General features: G+C 69.4%; 18 protein-coding genes and 1 pseudogene. 13 read left to right on the plus strand and 6 right to left on the minus strand.

All coding sequences use genetic code 11. The features are described 5' to 3' along the window. The first annotated feature begins 2 nt into the window (after nt 1-2). Entirely contained in the window at nt 3-2,237 is a 2,235-nt protein-coding gene (locus PYV02_RS03715) for an MMPL family transporter (protein WP_275756318.1), read from the plus strand. Between the two features lie 149 nt (nt 2,238-2,386). Here the strand turns inward: PYV02_RS03715 and PYV02_RS03720 are convergent, their stop codons facing one another. From PYV02_RS03720 to PYV02_RS03730, 3 genes are all read right to left on the minus strand, one after another. Continuing rightward, nucleotides 2,387-3,268 (minus strand): type IV toxin-antitoxin system AbiEi family antitoxin domain-containing protein, encoded by an 882-nt coding sequence (locus tag PYV02_RS03720; RefSeq protein WP_275756319.1) that lies wholly within the window; start codon nt 3,266-3,268, stop codon nt 2,387-2,389. Between the two features lie 223 nt (nt 3,269-3,491). Beyond that, a complete protein-coding gene (locus tag PYV02_RS03725; protein ID WP_275756321.1) occupies nt 3,492-4,748 on the minus strand; it encodes a dihydrolipoamide acetyltransferase family protein in 1,257 nt (418 codons plus the stop codon). Next, on the minus strand, nt 4,748-6,937 hold the full coding sequence (locus PYV02_RS03730; RefSeq protein ID WP_275756323.1) for an alpha-ketoacid dehydrogenase subunit alpha/beta: 2,190 nt from the start codon (nt 6,935-6,937) through the stop codon (nt 4,748-4,750). Before PYV02_RS03730 ends, PYV02_RS03725 begins: the two co-directional genes overlap by 1 nt. A 119-nt stretch (nt 6,938-7,056) precedes the next feature. On the opposite strand from PYV02_RS03730, the gene PYV02_RS03735 reads away from it, so the two are divergent. The 7 genes from PYV02_RS03735 to PYV02_RS03765 all read left to right on the plus strand — a co-directional run bounded on the left by PYV02_RS03735 (nt 7,057) and on the right by PYV02_RS03765 (nt 13,837). Next, nucleotides 7,057-7,587, plus strand: coding sequence for a VOC family protein (locus PYV02_RS03735; RefSeq protein WP_275756326.1), 531 nt, complete (start codon nt 7,057-7,059; stop codon nt 7,585-7,587). Nucleotides 7,588-7,589: 2 nt separating this feature from the next. Beyond that, entirely contained in the window at nt 7,590-8,255 is a 666-nt protein-coding gene (locus PYV02_RS03740; RefSeq protein WP_275756328.1) for a GntR family transcriptional regulator, read from the plus strand. Nucleotides 8,256-8,281: 26 nt separating this feature from the next. Then, nucleotides 8,282-9,658, plus strand: coding sequence for an NADP-dependent succinic semialdehyde dehydrogenase (locus PYV02_RS03745; protein WP_275756330.1), 1,377 nt, complete (start codon nt 8,282-8,284; stop codon nt 9,656-9,658). A gap of 126 nt (nt 9,659-9,784) precedes the next feature. Further along, on the plus strand, nt 9,785-10,819 hold the full coding sequence (locus tag PYV02_RS03750) for a sugar ABC transporter substrate-binding protein (protein ID WP_275756332.1): 1,035 nt from the start codon (nt 9,785-9,787) through the stop codon (nt 10,817-10,819). A 5-nt stretch (nt 10,820-10,824) separates the two neighbouring features. Next, entirely contained in the window at nt 10,825-12,360 is a 1,536-nt protein-coding gene (locus PYV02_RS03755; protein ID WP_275756334.1) for a sugar ABC transporter ATP-binding protein, read from the plus strand. Next, nucleotides 12,357-13,376 (plus strand): ABC transporter permease, encoded by a 1,020-nt coding sequence (locus PYV02_RS03760; protein WP_275756335.1) that lies wholly within the window; start codon nt 12,357-12,359, stop codon nt 13,374-13,376. The genes PYV02_RS03755 and PYV02_RS03760 overlap by 4 nt, the downstream gene beginning before the upstream one ends. A 68-nt stretch (nt 13,377-13,444) precedes the next feature. Next, nucleotides 13,445-13,837 (plus strand): nuclear transport factor 2 family protein, encoded by a 393-nt coding sequence (locus PYV02_RS03765; protein WP_275756337.1) that lies wholly within the window; start codon nt 13,445-13,447, stop codon nt 13,835-13,837. 51 nt (nt 13,838-13,888) lie between these two features. On the opposite strand, the gene PYV02_RS03770 is transcribed toward PYV02_RS03765, so the two are convergent. Continuing rightward, nucleotides 13,889-14,917: a ketopantoate reductase family protein gene (locus tag PYV02_RS03770; RefSeq protein WP_275756339.1), complete on the minus strand. Its 1,029-nt coding sequence runs from the start codon at nt 14,915-14,917 to the stop codon at nt 13,889-13,891. Nucleotides 14,918-15,055: 138 nt separating this feature from the next. Here PYV02_RS03770 and PYV02_RS03775 point away from each other — a divergent pair, with 138 nt between their 5' ends. After that, nucleotides 15,056-15,367, plus strand: a complete 312-nt coding sequence (locus PYV02_RS03775; protein ID WP_275756341.1) for a Dabb family protein — start codon at nt 15,056-15,058, stop codon at nt 15,365-15,367. After that, nucleotides 15,364-16,425, plus strand: a complete 1,062-nt coding sequence (locus PYV02_RS03780) for a zinc-dependent alcohol dehydrogenase (protein ID WP_275756343.1) — start codon at nt 15,364-15,366, stop codon at nt 16,423-16,425. The genes PYV02_RS03775 and PYV02_RS03780 overlap by 4 nt, the downstream gene beginning before the upstream one ends. 26 nt (nt 16,426-16,451) lie before the next feature. Here PYV02_RS03780 and PYV02_RS03785 read toward each other — a convergent pair whose 3' ends face one another. After that, a complete protein-coding gene (locus PYV02_RS03785; protein ID WP_420833591.1) occupies nt 16,452-17,096 on the minus strand; it encodes a cupin domain-containing protein in 645 nt (214 codons plus the stop codon). A gap of 307 nt (nt 17,097-17,403) precedes the next feature. Here PYV02_RS03785 and PYV02_RS03790 point away from each other — a divergent pair, with 307 nt between their 5' ends. Together PYV02_RS03790 and PYV02_RS15360 are read left to right on the plus strand one after the other, a co-directional pair. Next, nucleotides 17,404-18,786 (plus strand): M24 family metallopeptidase, encoded by a 1,383-nt coding sequence (locus PYV02_RS03790; protein ID WP_275756345.1) that lies wholly within the window; start codon nt 17,404-17,406, stop codon nt 18,784-18,786. Beyond that, nucleotides 18,738-19,652, plus strand: a pseudogene (locus tag PYV02_RS15360) (NAD(P)-dependent oxidoreductase); the annotation flags it as partial. The gene PYV02_RS03790 and the pseudogene PYV02_RS15360, both read left to right, overlap by 49 nt. Before the next feature lie 27 nt (nt 19,653-19,679). Here PYV02_RS15360 and PYV02_RS03805 read toward each other — a convergent pair. Further along, nucleotides 19,680-20,387, minus strand: coding sequence for an SDR family NAD(P)-dependent oxidoreductase (locus PYV02_RS03805; protein ID WP_275756347.1), 708 nt, complete (start codon nt 20,385-20,387; stop codon nt 19,680-19,682). 196 nt (nt 20,388-20,583) lie between these two features. Between PYV02_RS03805 and PYV02_RS03810 the strand changes: the two genes are divergently transcribed. After that, nucleotides 20,584-21,945, plus strand: coding sequence for an amidohydrolase family protein (locus PYV02_RS03810; RefSeq protein ID WP_275756349.1), 1,362 nt, complete (start codon nt 20,584-20,586; stop codon nt 21,943-21,945). Nucleotides 21,946-21,999: the final 54 nt, after the last annotated feature.

Consider the following 21,999-nt stretch of genomic DNA (forward strand, 5'->3'; position numbering starts at 1 on the left):
CCGTGACCCCCACGGAGCCGACCGGTGCCCTCGCGGCCACGAGTCGGCTCGCGGCGCGGCATCCGTTCGTCACGATCGCGGCCTGGGCCGTGGTGCTGGCGGTCTCGATCCTCACCGCGCTCTCCGGCATCGGGGGCGAGAGCCTCTTCGACCGGCTCGACAGCGCGGCGCCGACCGCACGTGGCGAGAGCACCGACGCCGACGACCTCCTGGCCGGCACCGGTGAGCAGGCGCAGTCCCTCTCGTTGGCCCTGGTCGGTGTGGACCCGACGGATGCCACGGCCATCGCCATCACCGCCGACCTCGCCGATCGCGTGGCCGCCCTCGACCATACCGAGCTGCTCGACCCGCTCGCGGCCCCGCGCCTGCCGGACGGCAGCCCGCTGCCGGCCCTCGCCCCGCTCTTCGCGGAGGACGGCGACGGGTTCCTCATCACCGGCACGGTCACGGGGGTGGATGGCGGCGCGCCCGACGAGGACGAGCGGGACGCACTGCAGACCGAGCTCGAGGCCACAGCGACGCAGCTGCGCGAGGAGTTCCCGAACGCCACCGCGGAGGTCGGCGGCACCTCCCTGCTGGTGAGCTCGATCATCGCCATCTCCGAGCAGGACCTGCGGCGCGGCGAGTCCGTCGCGCTCCCGATCGCACTGCTGGTGATGCTCGTGGTGTTCGGCGGTTTCCTGGCGGCGGGCATCCCGCTCGTCGGCGCCGTCGTCTCCATCGTCGGCGGGCTCGGGGTGCTGTTCGGCTTCACCTTTGTCACCGACATCGACACGACCGTCGTCAACGTGGTCACCGCCGTCGGGCTGGGGCTGTCGATCGACTACGGCCTGCTGATGGTGAGCCGGTTCCGGGAGGAGTACCGGGCGGAGCTCGGGGCATCGTCCCCCTCCGTACACCGGGAGCACCTCATCGAGGCGATCGCGCGCACCGCGGCGAGCGCGGGACGCACCGTCACCTACTCGGGTATCACCTTCGCGATCGCGTCGCTGAGCCTGCTCGCGTTCGAACCGCGCCTGATGCGCGCGGTCGGTCTCGGCGCGCTCGCGGTCACCGCGCTGGCGATCGCCTCCGCGATCACGCTCGTGCCCGCGCTGCTCGCGCTCGCCGGTCCGCGACTGGCGCGTCCCGGCGCGCTCACCCGCATCCCCGGTCTCGGGCGGGTGCTGAGCCGGTTCGGCGATGTGGCGCCCGCCGAGGGGTTCTTCTCCCGGCTCACGCGGCGTGTGCAGCGGCACCCCGCGCTCATCACCATCGCCTGCGCCGCGGTGCTCGTGCTGCTCGGCAGTCCCCTGGCGAGCCTGCGGCTGGCGAACACGAGCGTCGATGCGCTGCCGCAGAGCTCCACCCAGTACGCCTTCGTCGACACCCTGCGCGAGCACTTCCCGCAGGCCGCCTCGCCACGGGTGGCCCTCGTCACCGAGACCGAGGCGGATGCGGTCGCCTGGGCCGAGCAGGTGCAGTCGCTGCCCGCGGTGCAGTCCGTCGCTCCCCCGGTGGCGGCCGGGGACGGCTGGCGGGTGAACGTGCGGGTCGACCCGGCCGACGGCATCCCGCTCGTGGAGCGGATCCGGGCCGAGCGCCCGGACTTCCCGGCCTGGGTGACCGGCACGGATGCCCGTACCCTCGATCTCTCGCAGGCGCTCCTGCGCGGGGTGCCGCTCGCCGTGCTCATCGTCGCCCTCGGCACGTTCGTGCTGCTGTTTCTGATGACCGGGAGCGTGGTCATCCCGATCAAGGCGCTCATTGCGAGCGCGCTCTCGCTCGGCGCCTCGATCGGCGTGCTCGTCTGGGGCTTCGAGCAGGGCAACTTCGCCGGGATGATGGGGTTCAACGCCGCCGACGTGCACGGTGTCGACGTGCTCGTGCTGGTGCTCACGTTCGCGTTCGGCTTCGGGCTCGCGATGGACTACGAGCTGTTCATCCTCTCCCGCGTGAAGGAGCTCAAAGACGCCGGAGCCAGCGACGAGGAGGCCATCGCGCTGGGCCTGCAGCGCTCCGGCCGCATCATCTCCTCCGCCGCGCTCATCATCATCGTCGTCTTCGCCGGCTTCGCCACCGGCGACCTCATGGTGATCAAGCAGCTGGGCACCGCCCTCGCGGTCGCCGTGCTGCTCGACGCCACCCTCGTACGCTGCCTGCTGGTGCCGGCCCTGATGACGTGGCAGCGCCGCATCATGTGGTGGTCACCACGCTGGATGAAGCGGCTGCACGCCCGCTTCGCGCTGACGGACTAGGCAGCGTCGCTCGCCACCTCGCATCATTCAGGAGGCTCTGTGGTGGGTGTGGCTGACGTGGGTGCGGCAGACCACGCAACGCGCCGATTCACCCTCCGGTCACACGAGCTCCTGAATGTTGCCAGGCGGCGGGGGATGAGGGGGCGCGTTCAGCGCTGCGCCAGCGCCGCGAGCACCACCCGCTCGCACCAGGCCCAATCGGACGCCACGCGCAGATAGCTCAAGCGGATGACGGTGTAACCGCGTGCCACGAGTTCGGCGTCCCGCCGTCGGTCCTCCTCGAACGCGTCGGGATCCTGGTGATAGGTGCGGCCGTCGACCTCGACCACCAGCCACCCGTCGATGACCATGTCGACGCGTCCGGCGCCGGAGACCTCGGCCTGCTGCACGATCGAGAGCCCGAGGCGCCGCAGCCGACGACAGGCCAGGGACTCGATTCCGGATTCCGCGCCGACCGTCGCGAGCGCGGCAAGGCGACGCGAGCGAGCAGGCTCGCGCGCGAACATCCCGAGCAATACCGGTCGGGTGATGTGCAGCTTGGTCAGCGCGGAGTCCAGACAGGCGAGTGCGGTCTCCTGGTCGCACCATCGCACCGTCTGCCGAAGCGCGGTGGCGAGATCCACGCGCCAGCATTCAGGACCGAGTTCCGGCACCGCGCCGTCGCGCATCCAGTGCAGGCGGATGCGCGCGCGGGGCCGGTCAGACCAGACCGAGGTCGTGAAGCTCGGCGGCACCGCCGTGCGCAACCGCGACGAATGATCACCGACCACGACGTGGATGATGCGCGAGAAGCCACCCCAGAGGCCGTAGCTCTGTGCGGCGGTCGGACCGGCGAGCCGACCGCCGACCCGTGCGGCCACGACGGCGGCGTGCGACGTCTCCGGTACGACGTACCGAGCCTGCCGCACCCGTCGCACGGATCCGTTGCGAACGGCACGGGTGATCGCGTAGCCGTCGATCCCTGCCGCGATCAGCTGCTGCCGGGTCGCGACCCCACCGACACTTCTGACCACCGAGGCCGGGTCTCGCATGCAGAGAGCATCGCGCCGAAGCAGGGTGCCGATGCGCCCGTGGGTCGGATCGGTGGATCCCCCGGGGCTGTGGAACACGGCCGTAATTCAGGAGATCGCGTGGCCAGTGGTGCTCTCGGCGGCTCGTGAGGTCACTCGCGCCTCAACGACCCCACCAGCCTCACAACCTCCTGAATGAAGCCAAGGGGGCCAAGGGGGGCAATGGGGCCAAGGGGGCCAAGGCCTAGAGCAGCATCCCCAGGGGGTTCTCGATCAGGGCGACGAACGCCGCCATCCACTCGGCCGCGACCGCGCCGTCGATCACCCGGTGATCGGCGGAGAGCGTGACGGTCATGACCGTGCCGACGGCGAGCTCGCCGTTCTCGACGACCGGCTGCTGCTTGGCCGCGCTGACCGCGAGGATGCCCGACTGCGGCGGGTTGAGGATCGCCGAGAACTCGTCGACGCCGTACATGCCCAGGTTGGAGACCGAGAAGCTGCCGCCCTCGAGCTCGTGCTGCTGCAACCGACCGGCACGCGCGCGCTCCGCGAGATCGACGACCGAGGCCGCGACCGCGCCGAGCGAGAGCGAGTCGACGCCGCGCACCACCGGGGTGAGCAGCCCGCCGTCGATCGCGACGGCGACCGCGAGATCGACATGGTCGAACCGGCGGATGCCGTCGCCGAGCCAGATCGCGTTCGCCGCGGGCACGCGCATGAGCGCCCCCGCCACCGCCTTCAGCACGAAGTCGTTGACGGAGATCTTGCGCGGAGCGGTCTGGTTGATCTCCGCCCGCAATGCGAGCAGCTTGTCGACCCTGCAGTGCGCGGTGACGTAGAAGTGCGGCACCGTGGTCTTGCTCTCGGTGAGTCGGCGCGCGATCGCGCGACGCATCCCCGTCAGCGGCACATCGGTGTAGCCGCCCTCGGCCGGCGCTGCCGGCGCAGGTGCGGCCTTCGGCTGGGGTGCCGGTGCTGCCTCGAGGTCGCGGCGCACGATGCGGCCGCCCGGTCCGGTGCCGACGAGCTGCTCGAGCGCGATGCCGCGCTCGCGAGCCAGTCGCCGCACGATGGGGCTCGCGAAGTGACGACCGCCGCTCGCAGCGGCGGCGTCGGGTTCGGGTGCCGTCTCCGGCTCCGGCGCGGCGGGGGCCGCGGTGACGGTGGGCTCCGGCGCGGGGGCCGGAGAGGCGGCGGGGGGCTCGGCGGCGGCGCCGACACCCGCGGCGGCGAGGGCGGCGTCGAGCGCGTCATCCCCCTCCCCCGTGGCCAGGATGACGGCGATCGGCGCGCCGACCTCGATGTTCTTGCCCGGCTCGGCGAGCAGGCGCCCGACCGTGCCGCCGGTCTCGGCGGCGTACTCGACCACGGCCTTCTCAGTCTCGATCTCGGCGAGCGGCTCACCGACTGCGATCGACGAACCGACCTCGGTGAGCCAAGTCTGGATGGCACCCTCGGTGGCCCCCGCGAGCGCGGCGGGCATGCGCACGACGGTGGCCATCAGCGTGCTCCCATTCCGCGACGGATCGTCTCGATGCCGGCGACGACCTCCTCGGTGCGGGCGATCGCCGCACGCTCGAGCACCTTGGAGATGCTCGGGGATGCCTCCCCTCCCGAGACGCGCTCGATCGGCTGGTCGAGCCAGTCGAAGTAGCGCCGCTGGATCTCGTCGGCGAGCCAGCCGCCGTAGGAGGTGCCGCGTGCACCCTGTTCGACGATGAGCACGGCGTTGGTCTTCTTGATGGACTCGCCGATGGTGTCCCAGTCGATCGAGGCGCGGTCGAGCCAGCGCAGGTCGATGAGGTCGGCGGAGACGCCGGTCTGGTCGATCGCCTCGATGGAATGCGCAACCATCGAGAGGTAGCTGATGATCGTCACGTCGTCGCCCGTGCGGCGCAGCGCCGCCTTGCCGGGCGGCAGGATGTAGTCGAGGTCGCCGGCCGGCACCCTGTCGGCCGTGTTGTAGAGGTCGACGTGCTCGATGACGAGCACCGGGTCGTCGAGCGCGAGGGCCGCGTTCATGAGTCCCACGTAGTCCGCAGCGGTCGAGGGCGCGACGATGCGCCACCCGGGCGCGGTCGCGAAGATGCCCGCGGGATCCATCAGGTGCTGGGAGCCGTAGCCCGAGCCCATCGCCACCTTGGTGCGCAGCACGAATGGCACCGGGTTGTCGCCACCGAACATGTGCCGCGCCTTGCCGACCTGGTTGAACACCTGGTCGGCGGCGACCCACATGAAGTCGGGATACATGAACTCGACCACGGGACGGTAGCGGCCGTCGAGGGCGAGCCCGCCCGCGAGTCCGGTGAAGGCGTTCTCGCTGATCGGGGTGCCGAGCACGCGTTCCGGGCCGAACTTCTTGGCCAGGCCCTTGGTCGCGCCGTTCGTGCCGCCGGCGAGGCGGTGCACGTCCTCGCCCATCACGACGATGCGGTCGTCGACCTCCATGCGTCGCTCCATGACCCCGGCGACGGCGTCGACGAACTTCGTCTCGCGCCACTCGCCCGTGTGGTCCAGCGGGTCGGCCACGGTCAGGCTCGCCAGCTCGCTGCCGTCCCCGCGCACGCCGACGTTGACGAATCCGGGGTCGGGCCACAGGTCCGGCCGGATGCGACGCTTGCCCTGCTGGTCGGGATCGGCTTCGAGCAGCTCGGCGATGGCCGCGGTCATCGCCGCCTGCGCTCGGGCGCGCAACGCCGCGACGCCGGCCTCGTCGATCAGACCGAGCTTGATCATCTCGCGCGCCATGCGGTCGAGGGGGTCGCGGGCACGCCACGCTGCCTCCTCCTCCTTGGTGCGGTAGCCGAAGGCGCTGCCCGGGTACGGGCCGTTCTGGTGGAAGAAGCGGTAGACCTCGGCCTCGACGACCGCGGGGCCCTGGCCGGAACGCATGTGCTCGGCGGCCTGTTCCATTGCGAGGTACACCGCGAGCGGGTCCATGCCATCGACGCGCCAGGCACGGATGCCGAAGCCCTGCGCCCGAACCGAGAACCGCGGATCGGCCGAGGCCTCGTCGGCCTTGGTCGAGACGGCATAGAGGTTGTTCTCGATGAAGAAGCACACGGGGAGCTTCCAGGTGGCGGCGAGGTTCATCGCCTCGAGCACCGAGCCGATCTGGGATGCGCCGTCGCCGAAGTAGTTGATCGTGAGGTCGGTGGCGCCCGAGTGCTTCTGCGCCCAGGCGTTGCCTGCCGCCATCGGTGCGCCACCGCCGACGATCGCGTTCGTGCCGAGCGCGCCCGCCTCGAACCACTGCAGGTGCATCGAGCCGCCGCGACCGCGGCAGTAGCCCTGGGCGAGACCGAGGATCTCGGCGAGGGTGCGCTGCAGCACCTCCTGCACATCGGCCGAGACGTCGGCGGCGGGATCGATCGCGCCGCCGGTGACGTGGTTGATGGCCTTGGCGAGGAACTGGTGGTGGCCGCGGTGCGAGCCGTTGACGGCATCCGTCGATCGCAGACCGACGATGGAACCGACCGCACCGCCCTCCTGACCGATGCTGGAGTGGGCGGGGCCGTGCACGAGGCCCTCGCCGGCGAGTTCGAGCACCGTCTCCTCGAACGCGCGGATCAGATGCAGCTGGGCGAGCATGGTGCCCAGCAGGGCGGGGTCGGCCGCTTTCCAGTCGGTGGCGGTGGTCGAGAGCTCGATCCACTCCACTCCGGTTTCGAGACGTCGCTGTCGGGGCATGGCAGTACGGTACCCCAGGATTGTTTCCAATTCAATGCTGTATTGCGAGATGCACTGGATTTTCCCGGCGCTCGGCGCCAGAATGTATCCAATCAAGCTTCGAGTCGAAGGAGACGGTGATGAGTGGACTGCCAGGCATGCGAGGCATCGACCACATCGGCATCACCGTGCCGGATCTCGATGAGGCCGAGCGCTTTCTCGTCGACGTGCTCGGCGCCCAGCACATCTACACGCTCGGCCCGAAGCAGGCCGACGACGACTGGATGCAGGTGACGCTGGGCGTGCATCCGCGCACCGTGATCCGCGAGATCCGCTTCTACCGGCTCGGCAACGGCAGCAACATCGAGACCTTCAAGTACGAGGCCGCCGACGGCCAGGCGCCGCAACCGCGCAACAGCGACATCGGCGGTCATCACCTGGCGATCTACGTCGACGACATGGATGCCGCGATCGCGCACCTGCGCGCGCACGACGTCGAGATCATGGGTGAGCCCACCGCCAGTGCGGGGCCAGCGGCGGGCCAGCGCTGGCTGTACTTCCGCAGCCCGTGGGGCATGCAGTTCGAGCTCGTGAGCTTCCCGGGCGGCAAAGCCTACGAATCGGGGGCCGAGGTCAAACTCTGGCACCCCGGGCATCCCGCAGAATGGTGACCATGACCGACGTCGCGCCCGCCCGCCACGGGGCCGCCGGCGTTCGCATCGCCGACGGGCTGCGGCGCGCGATCCTGTCCGGCGAGTACGAGCCGGGTGCCCGCATCCGCCAGGACGATCTGGCGGACCTCCACGGCGCGAGCCGGCTGCCGGTGCGCGAGGCGCTGCGGATGCTCGAAGGCGAGGGTCTGGTCACCCTGGTCGCGAACACGGGGGCCTGGGTCTCCAGCCTCAGCCTTGCCGAGTGCGAGGAGATGTACCAGATGCGCGAGCGCATCGAGCCACTGCTGCTGCGCTACAACGTTCCGCTGCTCAGCGAGCAGCAGATCGACGAGCTCGAGCGGCTCGCGACCGTCATGGAGGGCGCGAACGACCTCGAGGACTTCATCGCGCTCGACCGCGAGTTCCATCTCTCGAGCTATGCCGTTGCCGAGACGAGCGTGCTCGGCGACACCGTGCTGCGGCTCTGGAACCGCACCCAGCACTACCGTCGCGCGTTCATGCGCGTCTTCCGCACCGAGGGCGACCGCAGCGTGCACCTCGAACACCATCTTCTGGTCTCGGCGATCCGCCGCCGCGACCTCGACGAGTCCGAGCGCGTGCTCACCGGGCACATCCGGCGCACGCGACTCGAACTCGCCCGGCACCCCGAGGTCTTCTCCGCCTAGGAGAGCCCAACCCACGAAGGAGCACCATGGCCATCGCCACCATCAATCCCGCCACCGGCGTCACGGAGAAGACCTTCGAGGCGCACGACGCCGCCGAGGTCGAACGTCGCATCGCCCTTGCGGATGCCGCGACGAAGGCCATGCGGCAGACCTCGTTCGCCGAGCGTGCAGCCTGGATGCGCGCTGCCGCCGACCTGCTCGAGGCCGACGCCGACGACATCGCCGTCATCATGACCACCGAGATGGGAAAGCCCCTCGCGCAGGCGAAGGCCGAGGCCCTCAAGTGCGTGAAGGGCATGCGCTTCTACGCCGAGCACGCCGAGGGATTCCTCGCCGACGAACCGCTCGACGATCCGTCGAAGGTCAACGCCTCCGCCGCCTACGCCGTCTACCAGCCGCTCGGCGCCGTGCTCGCCGTCATGCCGTGGAACTACCCGCTGTGGCAGGTCATCCGCTTCGCGGCACCCGCCCTCATGGCCGGCAACTCCGGCCTGCTCAAGCACGCCTCCAACGTTCCGCAGTCCGCGCTCTACCTCGACACGCTCTTCGAGCGCGGCGGGTTCCCGGCCGGCGCGTTCTCGACGCTGCTGATCGGGTCGCGCGAGGTCGCCGCCGTGATCCAGGACAGGCGGGTCAAGGCCGTGACGCTCACCGGTTCCGAGCCGGCCGGCCGCGAGGTCGCCGCCAATGCGGGCGGGCAGATCAAGAAGGCCGTGCTCGAGCTGGGCGGCTCCGACCCGTTCATCGTCATGCCCTCGGCCGACCTGGAGAAGGCCGTCACCACCGCCGTCACCGCACGCGTGCAGAACAACGGCCAGTCGTGCATCGCCGGCAAGCGCTTCATCGTGCACGCCGACGTCTACGACCAGTTCGCCGGCCTGTTCGCCGAGAAGCTCAAGGCCCTGGTCGTCGGTGACCCCATGGATGCCGCGACCCAGGTCGGCCCGCTGGCCACCGAGTCCGGCCGTGACGAACTGGCCGAGCTCGTGGACGACGCCGTGAAGCACGGCGCGACGGTGCTCACCGGCGGACGCGCCCCCGAGCGGCCCGGGTGGTTCTACGAGCCCACCCTGATCGCCGACCTCCACGACGGCATGCGGCTCGTGCTCGAGGAGGCCTTCGGGCCCGTCGCATCCCTCTATCGCGTCGAGAGCCGTGAAGAGGCGCGCGACATCGCCAACCAGACCACCTTCGGCCTCAGTTCCGCGGTCTGGACGACGGATGCCGACGACGAGGAGTTCTTCGTGAACTCTCTCGATGCCGGCGCCGTGTTCATCAACGGCATGACCATCTCCTACCCCGAGCTGCCGTTCGGCGGCATCAAGGACTCGGGCTACGGGCGCGAGCTCGCGGCCGCGGGCATCAGGGAGTTCTGCAACCTCAAGACGGTCTGGAAGGGCTGAGCGACGCAGCAGGCTCGCTGTTCATATTTCACTCGGAGTGCACGGGTTGTATAGTGACGCTTGAAAGTACCAGCCGGGATCGCTGACGATCTCTGGTTCAGTTGCGGTTTCAAAGGAGAAATCACCATGAGGCAATCACAGTCCGTGCGGTTCCGGCGCCCGTTGGCCATCGCGGCCGCGGCCACCGCGGCATTCGCACTCGCAGCCTGCTCCACCCCCGCGTCCGACGGCGGGGACTCCTCGTCCGAGGAGACCCTCCAGATCGCGTACATCTCGTTCGCGGTCGCCAACACCTACGACGAGCCGATGCTCGCGGAGGCCCAGAAGGTCGCCGACGCGAACAACGCCGAACTGACGGTGTTCGACGGCAACCTCGACCCCGCCACCCAGGGCACGCTGATCGAAGACGTGATCGCCTCGGGCCAGTACGACGGCATGATCGTGCAGCCGATCTACGGCCCCGCGATCTACGACGTCGTGAAGGAAGCCATCGACGCGGGCATCACGGTCGTCAACATCGACCAGATCCTCGGCGACGACTTCACGAGCGGCGCGACGCAGCTCGAGGGCCTCTCCGCGAACGTCGTGTTCGTCGGTTCGATCCTCGGAGAGAAGTTCGGCAAGGAGACGGTCGCCGCGTGCGCGTCGCAGAACCTCGACCCGTGCAACGTGGCGTACCTGCACGACCTGAAGACCTCCGCGGTGAGCATCGCGCTGTGGGACGCCTTCAACGAGGTCACGGCCGGCACCCCCGTCAAGGTCGTCGCCGAGGGCGAGACCTTCTGGAACCCGGCGGCCGCGCAGACTGCCGTCGCCGACATCCTGACCGCCAACCCGGACATCGACGCGATCGTCACGTCTGACCAGGGACTGCAGGGCGCGGCCCTCGCGATCGAGGCGGCCGGCAAGTCGCTGACCGACTACCTGCTGGTCGGGTACGGCGGATCGGTCTGGGGCCAGGAGCACGTCGCCGACGGCACCGTGTTCGCCGACGTACTGATGGCGCCGGCCACGACGGGCCGACTCGGCATGGAGGCGCTCATCGACGCGCTGCGCAACGGCAACAACCACGGCGATGTCGACCCGTTCGCGGACTTCCCGAACAACGGCGTCATCACCAAGGACACCGCCGACCAGTTCACCGGCGAGTGGGCCGGCTAAACACAATGCCCCATACGGCATCGTCCGACGCCCCGCAGCACGTTATCGAGCTGCGGGGCGTCGGCAAGTCCTTCGGCGGCCTGCCCGTGCTCAGCGACATCGACCTGCGGCTCGAGCCCGGCTCGGTGCACGCGCTGGTCGGTGAGAACGGCGCCGGCAAGTCGACGCTCAGCAAGATCATCGCGGGCATCTACACCGCCGACACCGGCGTGCTCCTCGTCGACGGTGAGGAAGTGAGCTTCAGCACCCCGCGCGAGGCGCTCGACCGCGGCATCGCGACCATCGCGCAGGAACTCGCTCTCGTGCCCGGACTCTCCGTCGCGGAGAACGTCTTCCTCGGACGCGAGCCCCGCACTGCCGGCTGGGTGAGCCGCCGCAAGCTGCGCAAGGCCTACGTCGAACTGGCCAAGCGCACCGGCTTCACGCTCGACCCCGACACACCGGTGGGGTCGCTGCGCACCGCCGACCAGCAGAAGGTGGAGATCCTCCGCGCCCTCGCGCGTGGGGCGTCGCTCATCATCATAGATGAGCCGACCGCCGCGCTCTCGGCGCACGACACCGAGCTCCTGCACGGCGTGGTGCGTCAGCTCGCGGCATCCGGCCATACGGTGCTGCTGATCTCGCACTTCCTGTCGGAGGTGCTCGAGCTCTGCGACACCGTCACGATCCTGCGCGACGGCCGACTGATCCGCACGGCGCCGGCCGCCGACGAGACCGAGTCGACCCTGATCGAGGGGATGCTCGGCCGCACGCTCGGCTCGGTGTTCCCGCCCAAGCCGCCGACCCCGCATGACGGGGAAGAGGTGCTCACGGTCACCGACCTCGTCGGGCCGGGCGTGAACGGCGTCTCGCTCTCCATCCGCGCCGGGGAGATCGTCGGCCTCGCCGGCCTCGTCGGCGCCGGGCGCAGCGAGATCGCGCACGCCATCTACGGATCGGCGCGACGCTCGGGTGGAACCGTCGAGGTCGCGGGCCGCGAGTGCGGCGCGTCGGTTCCCGCCGCGCTCGACAACGGCATCTTCCTCATCCCCGAGTCGCGCAAGGAGCAGGGGCTCGTGCTCGGACGACCCATCCGCCAGAACGTGACGCTGTCGAATCTCGGCCAGGTCGCCACCGGCGGCTGGTTGCGGCCGGCCCGCGAGCGGCGTCAGGCGCGCGACATGCTCGATCGGGTGACCGTGGCCGGCGACGACCGCAGGAACGTCAACGCCCTCTCCGGCGGCAACCAGCAGAAGGTGCTCTTCGCACGCGCGCTACAGCGCCCCCGGAAGGTGCTGATCGCCGACGAACCGACGCGCGGCGTCGATGTCGGCTCGCGCCGCGCCATCTACGACCTCATCGTCGACCAGGCGGCACAGGGCATCGGCGTGCTGGTCATCTCCTCCGACGTCGAGGAGGTGCTCGGCCTGGCGCACCGGATCCTGGTGATCCGCGGCGGCCGCGTCGTCGCCGAGTTCTCGGGCGAGAACATGACCGAGGAGAACATCATCACCGCGGCCTTCGCGGATCCGATCACGACGGAGAACACCCGAGCATCATGAGCAACGACACCTCACTCCAGACCCCCGCAACCGGCATCGCGTCGCGCAACTTCGTGCAGCGCATCCCGTGGCGCTCCGTCGCGATCGTCGTTCCGTTCCTGGCGGTCTTCATCGCGCTGTCGATCGGCAGCCCGGCGTTCCTGAGCTTCCAGAACATCGGCAACGTGCTCGACCGGCAGTCGGGCATCCTCATCATCGCGGCGGCGAGCACCCTCGTGCTCATCGCGGGCGGCATCGACCTGTCGATCGGTGCCACCTACATGTTCACCGCGGTGATCTGCGGCACGATCATCGTCAAGGTCGGCGGCGTCGCCGGTGCCGGGCTGGGCATCGCCGCCGGCGTGCTCGCGGGCCTGCTCGTCGGCATCGCGAACGGCCTGATCATCACCTACCTGAAGATCAATGCGCTGATCGCGACGCTGGCCATGAGCTTCATCATCCTGGGCGCGACGAAGCTCGTCTCCCAGTTCGGCAAGCAGGGCGTCGGGCAGATCCGCGTCGACGTGCCCGAGTTCCGCTGGCTCGCGACGACCGAGCCCCTGGGCATCTCGCTTCCCACCTGGATCGCCTTCGTGATCCTGGTGATCCTGGGCGTCGTGCTGTGGCGCACCACCTTCGGCCGCTACATCTACGCGGCGGGCGGCAACGCGGAGGCGGCACGGCTCGCGGGCATCCGGGTGAACCTGGTGCGCATCTCCACCTTCGCCCTCGCCGGCCTCGCAGCGGGCATCGCGGGCGTGCTCGACCTCGCACGCACGCCGTCGGTGCCGGAGAACGACGCGATCGCGACCACGCTCACGTTCACGGTGCTCGCCGGCATCGTGGTCGGCGGCACGTCCATCCTCGGCGGCGAAGGGGCCGTCTGGCGCACCGTGCTCGGCATCCTGTTCATCGCGATGCTCTACAACGGCTTCACCCTGCTGCGGGTCGATCCGCTGTTCCAGGGGATCGCGCTCGGCACGATCATCCTCGTCGCCGTCGGCTTCGACGCGTGGTCGAAGTACCGCCGACGCTGAGTTCTGGGCGAGCACGACCATGCCGCACACCCGGCGACCCGATATGAGAACGAGAGGACGGGCGAGTCATGTCACTCACTGTTGACGAATGGATCGATGGCTACCGCAGGGCATGGGAGAGCCGCGACGCGGATGCCGCAGCGGCACTCTTCACGGCGGACGCGAGCTACCGCGAGACCCCGTACTCCGAGGCCGCCCGCGGGCAGGACGGCGTGCACGCGTACTGGACGCGGGTGACCTCGACCCAGGACGAGGTGACAATGCTCACCGGCACCCCGGTCGTGCAGGGCGACCGCGCCGCCGTCGAGTGGTGGGTCACCATGCTCAACGGCGGCGTCGAGGTCACCCTCGCCGGCGAGTTCCTGCTGCGATTCGACGAGAACGGTCTCTGCCGTGAACTGCGCGAGTACTGGCACTTCAGCGAGGGACGCCTGACGCCGCCGGACGGCTGGGGCCGGTAGCCGTCGCGCACGCGCCGAAGCACGTAGGCCTGCTGCTCACCCTGCCGTAGTTCAGACGAGCGCCCGGGCCATCTCCGCCAGCAGGGAGGGGTCCGGGTGCAGCTCGCCGTGCTCGATGCGGTGGGCGAGCTGCACGACCGCCGCGTTGACGGGGGTGGCCACCCCCACCTCGAGCCCGCGCGCGACCACGTGACCGTTCAGATCGTCGACCTCGCTGTGCCGACCCTTCTCCCAGTCCTGCAGCACGGTGGTCGTCGCGCCCGGCACGACGAAACCGGCGAACAGCTTGTCGGTCATGATCTCCACGACCTCGTCGGGGTTCGCGATCTCCTGCTCGGTGAGCCCGAAGATGGGCAGCACGGGATGCCCCAGCGCCACGCCCACGGCGAGCGCCTCGTTGCCCGCCGCGACCATGACCTCCCGGTAGCCGGGAGTCTGCAGTGCATCCAGCATGGGCAACCCGAGGATCGCCGAGGTGACCAGCAGCGTGCTGTTGCTGACGAGCTTCATCCACTTCGCGGCCTGGATGTCGTCGAAGCGCTGCACGGTGCCGGAGTGGCGCAGCAGCGCGGCAACCTCCTCGGCGCGATCGACGGGCCCGCCCGGCAGGGCGCCGACGGCGAACCAGGATCGGGGCACGCCGGTGTGGCGGTGCACGACGCCCGGCTCGTCCATGGTCGCCGAACACTCGATCACGGCACCGACGGTGCGCTCGGCGCCGACGACCGACTCCACGGTCTGGGCGGTCATGCCGTTCTGCACGCCGACCATCAGCCCGTCCGCGGCGAGGTAGGGGCGCACCAGCTCGGCAGCCCAGCGGGAGTCGTAGGCCTTCATGAGCATGAGCACGACGTCGAACTCCTGCTTGAGTTCGGCGACCTCGCACAGGTGCATCGTGCGGGGCCGCACGTGCAGTTCCCCCTCGGGCGAGAGGATGCGCAGGCCATCGGCGCGCATCGCCTCCACGTGCGCCGGCCATTGCTCGATGAGCACCACGTCGCGGCCGGCCGCCGTGAGGTCCGCTCCGATCGAGGCACCGTTCGCTCCGGCACCGAGCACTGCAATCCGCGGGTCGCTCATCGGCTCCCTTTCCGTCGTTGGCGAGCACGAGAATACAGCATCGATGTACACGCGCCGCCGGGATCCTGGTACTTTGGAGCCAGAATCGCAGCAACGTTAATCATTGCTGGACACCTCGACGAGGAGAGCAGGAGACCAATGATCCTCCACATCGCAACGTTCCGCTGGAAGGACGAGGTCACCGAGGCCGACGTCGCCGCGCTCACCGAGGCCCTGTTGGCGATGGCGACGAACATCCCGCAGATCCGCTCTTACGCGGCCGGCACCAACCTGCACCTGCGCCCGGCGGGCGCCGACTACGCGGTCGCCGCGATCGTCGACGACGCGGCCGGCCTCGACGCCTACCTCGATCACCCCGACCACAAGGCGGTCTACGAGAACTTCATCGGATGGATGCTCGCCGAGCGCAGCGCAGCGCAGCTGCCGATCGCCGAGGGCTCGTTCGCATGACCGGCATGCGCGCCGCGGTGCTCCACGCCACCGGCGACCTGCGCGTGGAGGAGAAGCCGGTTCCCACGCCCGGCCCGGGTGAGGTGCTCATCCGCGTCGCGGTCTGCGGTGTCTGCGGCAGCGACGCGACCGAGTTCGGGCGCGAGCTCGTGCTCGCCGCGCCGCCGGTCGCGCTCGGCCACGAGTTCGTCGGCGTCGTCGAAGCGGTCGGCGACGGGGTGACCCTGCCGATCGGGGCGCACGTCGTCAGCGGTGCCGGCATCTCCTGCGGCGAGTGCAAGCCGTGCCGCCTCGGTAGGACCAACCTCTGCCGCAGCTATACGACCATCGGCTTCCACCACGACGGCGGACTCGCCGGCTACGTGATCTCGCCGGCCAGCATCGTGCTGGATGTCACGGACACCGGACTGCCCCTCGACACCCTCGGCCTCACCCAACCGATGGCGATCGCGGTGCACGCCGTACGACGCAGCGGCCTGACCGCGGGACAGGACGCCGTGATCCTCGGCGTCGGCGGGATCGGTGCGTTCATCACCGTCGCGGCCGCGGCGACCGGGGCCCGCGTGCTGGTCGTCGACCTGAACGACGAGCGGCTGGAACTCGCGCTACGGTTGGGCGCCACGGCGACGCTCAAGGCGGGCACGGCATCCCTCGCGGACCGGCTCGCAGAGCTCGACATGGATGTCGACGTGTTCTTCGAGGTCAGCGGCTCCGCACCGGGGCTGGCATCCGTGCTCGAGGCGGCCAAGCCCGGCGCGACGATCGTGCCGGTCGGCATCCAGCGCGGCGAGCCGGCGCTGCCCCTGGGCCGATGGACGCTCAACGAATACCTGATCGTCGGCACCGTCGCGCACGTGTTCAAGGACGACTTCCCCGAGGCCGTGCGTCTGCTCGGCACGAGGCCGGACTGGTCCGACATCGCGAGCGAGGTCATCCCGCTGGATCAGGTCGCCGACGAGGCGCTCCAACCGCTGCTGGAGGGGCGCACCACGCAGATCAAGACGCTCGTGGACCCGTGGATCACGGCATCCCGACCCGCGGTGCACCGCCGGGACTGAACGGCAGCAGCCGGAACCGAATGGGATCAGACGGCGAAGTCGTCCATCGCGCGCAGCACGTCGACAGCACTGCCGACCGTGCCGCCGGGCAGGGAGGATTCGCTGCCAGGCGCATCGCGCATCGCCTGATTGTGCTGGCGACGACCGAAGACGAACCAGACGCCCTTGGCGATGGTCTTGCCGCGATTCGAGTACAGGTGCGGACGCACCGAGTCGAACTGCAGCGAGTCCCCCGGGCCGAGCGTGTAGGTGTCGAAGTCGAGGTGCAGCGTGAGCTCCCCCTCGAGCAGGTACGCGTACTCGATGCCCGCGTGGCGCATGAGCTTGTCCTCGACCGAGCTGCTCGCCCCGGGCTGATAGGTGACGAGCAGGGCGTCGGCGGGACCGCCCGCGCCGGCGGCCAGTCGCTCCCAGCGCACGCCGTTCTCCATCTCGATCACGGGGTTGTCGGCGGCGCGCTGCACGTTCGGCTGCGGGATGCCCGCTGCACCCGCGATCGACGGCTGGCCGTCGTCGGGGGTCGTGATGCCGAGCAGATCGTCGAGCGAGACCCCCAGGTGGTTGGCCATCGCATAGAGCGTCGCCACCGACGGCTGCGTCTTGCCGATCTCGACCTGCGAGATGAGACTCGCCGAGACTCCGAGCGATTGCGCGACACTGCGCAGACTCAATCCGCGTTGCGTTCGTGCCTCGCGGAGACGTGCACCGAGACCGTCCGGCATGCTTGCTCCCAAAATGAATCGAATCTGGGCCGCCCAAACCATCGCCGGTCCGGCTGCTGCTGCCATTGTAGAGGTGGACTGTCCACGGCTTGTCAAGTGGCAGACGATGCGCGGGGGCGCGCCGGCGGTCTCAATCTGCGACAGTCGGCGCTCGAGGAGATTGCCTGAGGACGGGACGAATGCCCCCTTCGAGTGTTAAGCTGTGCTGTACGACCGTGAAGTGCGGCGTGATTGTTTGGGGACACAGGAGGACTCGATGAAGAGCACCGGCACGACCGGAATGAACGCCGTCGACTGGGAGGAGCGCGTCAACTTCGAGCGACTCCGCGACGAGCGGCTCGCGCGTCTCAAGGCGCAGCTCGATCGCTCCGACCTCGGCGCCGTGCTCGCGTTCGACTTCTCGAACATCCGCTACATGAGCGCGACCCACATCGGCACGTGGGCGATGGACAAGCTCATCCGATTCGCGCTGCTGACGCGCAACACCGATCCCATCGTGTGGGACTTCGGCTCCGCGGCCAAGCACCACAAGCTCTACAACCCGTGGCTGGACACGACCACGGCGGAGATGGACGCCGATCCCAACTCGCCGCACGAGGGCGCCAAGCGCCCCCGCCTGGAGAGCGGCGCCCGCGCCGGCATCTCGACGCTGCGCGGCGCGTTCCCGCCGGACGCGGGCATCGCCGAGGGCGTCGCCAAGAAGGTCAAGCGCGAGCTCGAGAAGTTCGGCGTCGCCGACCAGCCGCTCGGCGTCGACGTGATCGAGCTGCCGATCCTGTTCGCCCTGCAGAAGGAGGGCATCCAGGTCGTCGACGGCCAGCAGGTCTTCATGGAGGCTCGCCGCATCAAGACGCACGACGAGATCCGCCTGCTCACCCAGGCCGCCTCGATGGTGGATGCCGCCTACGAGAACCTCTACGAATTCCTGCGCCCGGGCGTGCGCGAGAACGAGGCCGTCGGGGTCGTCGCCAAGACGCTCTACGACCTCGGCTCGGAGTACGTGGAGGGCGTCAACGCGATCTCCGGCGAGCGCTGCTCCCCGCACCCGCACGTGTTCTCGGACCGGCTGATCCGGCCCGGCGACCCGGCGTTCTTCGACATCCTGCACAGCTTCAACGGCTACCGCACCTGCTACTACCGCACGTTCGCGGTGGGCTCGGCGTCGAACGCGCAGCGCGACGCCTACACCCGTGCACGCGAGTACATGGATCGCGCGATCGCGCTGGTCAAGCCCGGCGCGACCACCGCCGACATCGTCGCGGTATGGCCGAAGGCCGAGGAGTTCGGTTTCCCGGACGAGGAGGCCGCCTTCGCCCTGCAGTACGGTCACGGCGTGGGTCTCTCCATCTGGGAGAAGCCGATCTTCTCGCGACTCACCTCGTTCGATCACCCCGAGGAGCTGCAGGAGGGCATGGTCTTCGCCCTCGAGACCTACTGGCCGTCGGCCGACGGCTGGGGCGCCGCCCGGATCGAGGAGGAGGTCGTCGTCACGGCCACCGGATGCGAGGTCATCACCAAGTTCCCGGCCGAAGAGCTCATCGTCGCAGGCAAGCGGTACTACACGATCGATGGACCGCTGAACCTCAACCGGGACTCGCAGTCCCACCTGAACACCACGTGGGGGCGCGGCAACGCATGAGCGCGCTCGGCTTCCTCGGCCTCGGTTCGATGGGCAGCGGTATGGCCCGGCGTCTCGTCGACGCCGGGCATGACGTCACCGTCTGGAACCGGTCCCCCGCGGCGGCCGACGCCCTCGTGGCCGCCGGTGCGCACCGCGCCACCGAGGCATCCGAGGCGCTCGCCGCGGATGTCTCGTTCTCCATGCTCGCGAACGATGCCGCCGTGGAGTCGGTGTTCGACGCCGAGACCATCGCATCGATGGCCGGTCGCACGCACGTGATGATGGCCTCGATCAGCCCCTCTCTCGCCGGGCGGCTCTCGGCGGGGTTCGCGGAGGCCGGCGCCACCTACGTCGCCGCTCCCGTGCTCGGCAGGCCGTCGGTGGCCGCCGAGGGGCAGCTGAACATCCTGGCGGCCGGCCCGACCGCGGCCCTGGACGCCGTCGAGCCGTATCTCGCCGTGCTCGGCAAGCGCACCTGGCGGCTCAGCGAACAGCCCTCGGTGGCGAACTCGGTCAAGGCCGCCGTCAACTACAACATCATCCACGCCCTGCAGGCGCTCGGCGAGACCGTGGCGATGACCGAGCGGCAGGGGGTCGACCCCGTGCTGTTCACGGAGCTGCTCTCGAGCACGCTGTTCGGCGGGGTCGTGTACACGGTCTACGGCGACCTCATCGCCCGCAGCGACTACGAGAACCCGGGCTTCCACATCGAGCTCGGTCGCAAGGACCTGGCGCTCGCGCAGGAGGTGGCCGAGGCATCCGGTGTGCACCCCGCGACGCTGCCCGCGCTCATCGAGGTGTTCGACCGTGCCCTCGCCGACGACGAGCTCAAGAACTACGGCTGGGAGGCCATCGCCGAGGTCAGCCGGCGCGACCTGCACTGAGCGGGTCGGCCGGCTTCGGCATCCGGATCAGGTGATCGCCCAGCCGCGGTCCACGTAGAGGTTCACTGCCGAGACGCCGCGGTTGCGCAGCAGGAACTGGGTGGCGCCCACCACGTCCTCCATGGTGGCGAGCTTGCCCCCAGGGGTGCGGTTCTCGTACTGCTCGAGCACGCCGGCGGGCTTGCCCGCCCAGAACGGGCTGTCGCCGATGATGCCGGGATGCAGGGCGTTCACGCGGATCGGCGCGAGCTCGAGCGCGAGCGTGTTGAGCAGGCCCATGACGCCGCCGTTGATCGACGAGACGGTCGTCGATCCGGGGTACGGCAGGTCTTTCGCGCGGCCGCCGAACAGCACGATCCCGGTGTCGACCGAGGGCTCGAGTCGGTCGAGCAGTGCGTGCACGGTCTCGGTGTAGCCCACGAGCTTGAGGGTCACCAGCCGGATCGCACGCTCGATGTCGTAGTCGCGGATGGTGTTCTGGTCGCGCTCGATCGCGGCCAGCACGAGTCCGTGCACCTGACCGATCGGCTTGAGCTGCTCGGCGATCGTGTGGGGCTCGGAGATGTCGAGCGCGACACCGGTGGCCTGCGCACCGAGGGTTGCGGCGATCTCGTCGGTGCGCGCCTGGTCGCGGCCGGTGATCACGACGCGGTCGCCGCGGGCAATGCAGTCCTTTGCGATCTCGAGGCCGATGCCGGACGTGCCGCCGGCGATGACGATGGTTCTGTCGCTCAAGTTGCTTGCCTCCGTTGGATGAGTTCTGGTCGATCGGGGATCGAGAACCAAGTGGCACTGGACATCACTGTGCAGCAGCACTTAACCTTAGTCGGCACGCCCGTACATCATCAAGGAGGATGACGCCACAATGTCCGGTACCCCCACGCCCAAGTCAGGCCAACCGATCGTTTTCCGCAACGGCATCGTCCTGACCATGGATGACTCCCACACGGTGCTGCCCGAGGGTGACGTGCTCGTCATCGACGGCAAGATCGCCGAAGTCGGTGTGGACCTCGCCGTGCCGGATGGCACCGTCGAGATCGACGCCAAGGGCGGCATCGTCATGCCCGGCATGGTCGACACCCACCGCCACATGTGGCAGACCGCCATGCGCGCCTACGGCGCCGACTGGACCCTCACGCAGTACTTCGTCTGGTACTACCTGCAGCACGGCATGAAGTTCCGTCCGCAGGACTACGCGGCCGGCAACCTGATCTCCGCGCTCGACGCCGTCGAGTCCGGTGTCACCACGAGCGTGGACTGGTCGCACGGCTTGCGCACCGTCGAGCACGGCGAGGCCGCGTTCGACGCGCTCGTGAACTCCCCCGGCCGGTTCGTCTTCGCCTACGGCAACATCCACCAGTCCCCGTGGGAGTGGACCGCAGATCCGGCCGTGCAGGCGCTGCTCACCAAGTCGCGGGATGACTCGCGCATGTTCGGCACGCAGATCGCGTTCGACGTGCCCAACCAGGACGACAACTTCCCGGAGCTCGCCGCCTACCAGGTGGCGAAGGAGCTCGGTCTGCGCGTGACCACGCACTCCGGCGTGTGGGGCGCGACCAACGACTGGGGCATCAAGAACGCCTACGACGCCGGCGTGATGGAGGAGGGCTTCACCTACGTGCACGCCGCCTCGCTCTCGGCGGACTCGTACCTGAAGATCGCGGCCACCGGCGGCAACGTCTCGCTCGCGACCGAGTCGGAGGACACCTGCGGCCAGGGCTACCCGCCGATTCACCAGCTGCGCAAGTACGGCATCCCGGTGTCCCTCTCGGTGGACACGAGCGTGTGGTTCAGCGCCGACCTGTTCTCCGCGATGCGGGCCACGGTGAACGCGGACCGCGCGCTCGAGCACTACCTGGCCCACCAGCTGGAGCCGGCGGAGACCGTCACCCACGTCAAGCTGCGCGCCGAGGAGGTCGTGCACATGGCGACCCGCGGCGGCGCGCTGGCGATCGGCAAGGAGAAGGAGATCGGGTCGCTCGAGAAGGGCAAGCTCGGCGATGTCGTGCTGCTCAAGAACGAGGACTCGCCGACCTGGGCGCCGCTCATCAACCCGTGGGGCCAGGTCGTCTACCAGGCCCAGCGCGGCGACGTGCACACGGTGCTCGTCGGCGGCGAGGCCGTCAAGTGGGAGGGCAAGGTCATCGCCGGCGACCTGAAGGGCGTCAAGGCCAAGCTCGACGACACCGTCGCCTACCTCGAGCGCGAGGTCGGCGACGACTGGATCGCAGGGCAGTTCCCCGAGATCCCCGAGCGCGAAGTGCTCTTCAACCCGTACCAGTACAAGAAGTAACGCCTAGCTCGCGCCGAGTGGCGGGAGGATATCGCGATCGCCCGCGATGCCCCC

It is taken from the genome of Antiquaquibacter metalliresistens, from assembly GCF_029211225.1.
Classification (GTDB): Bacteria; Actinomycetota; Actinomycetes; order Actinomycetales; family Microbacteriaceae; genus Rhodoglobus; species Rhodoglobus metalliresistens.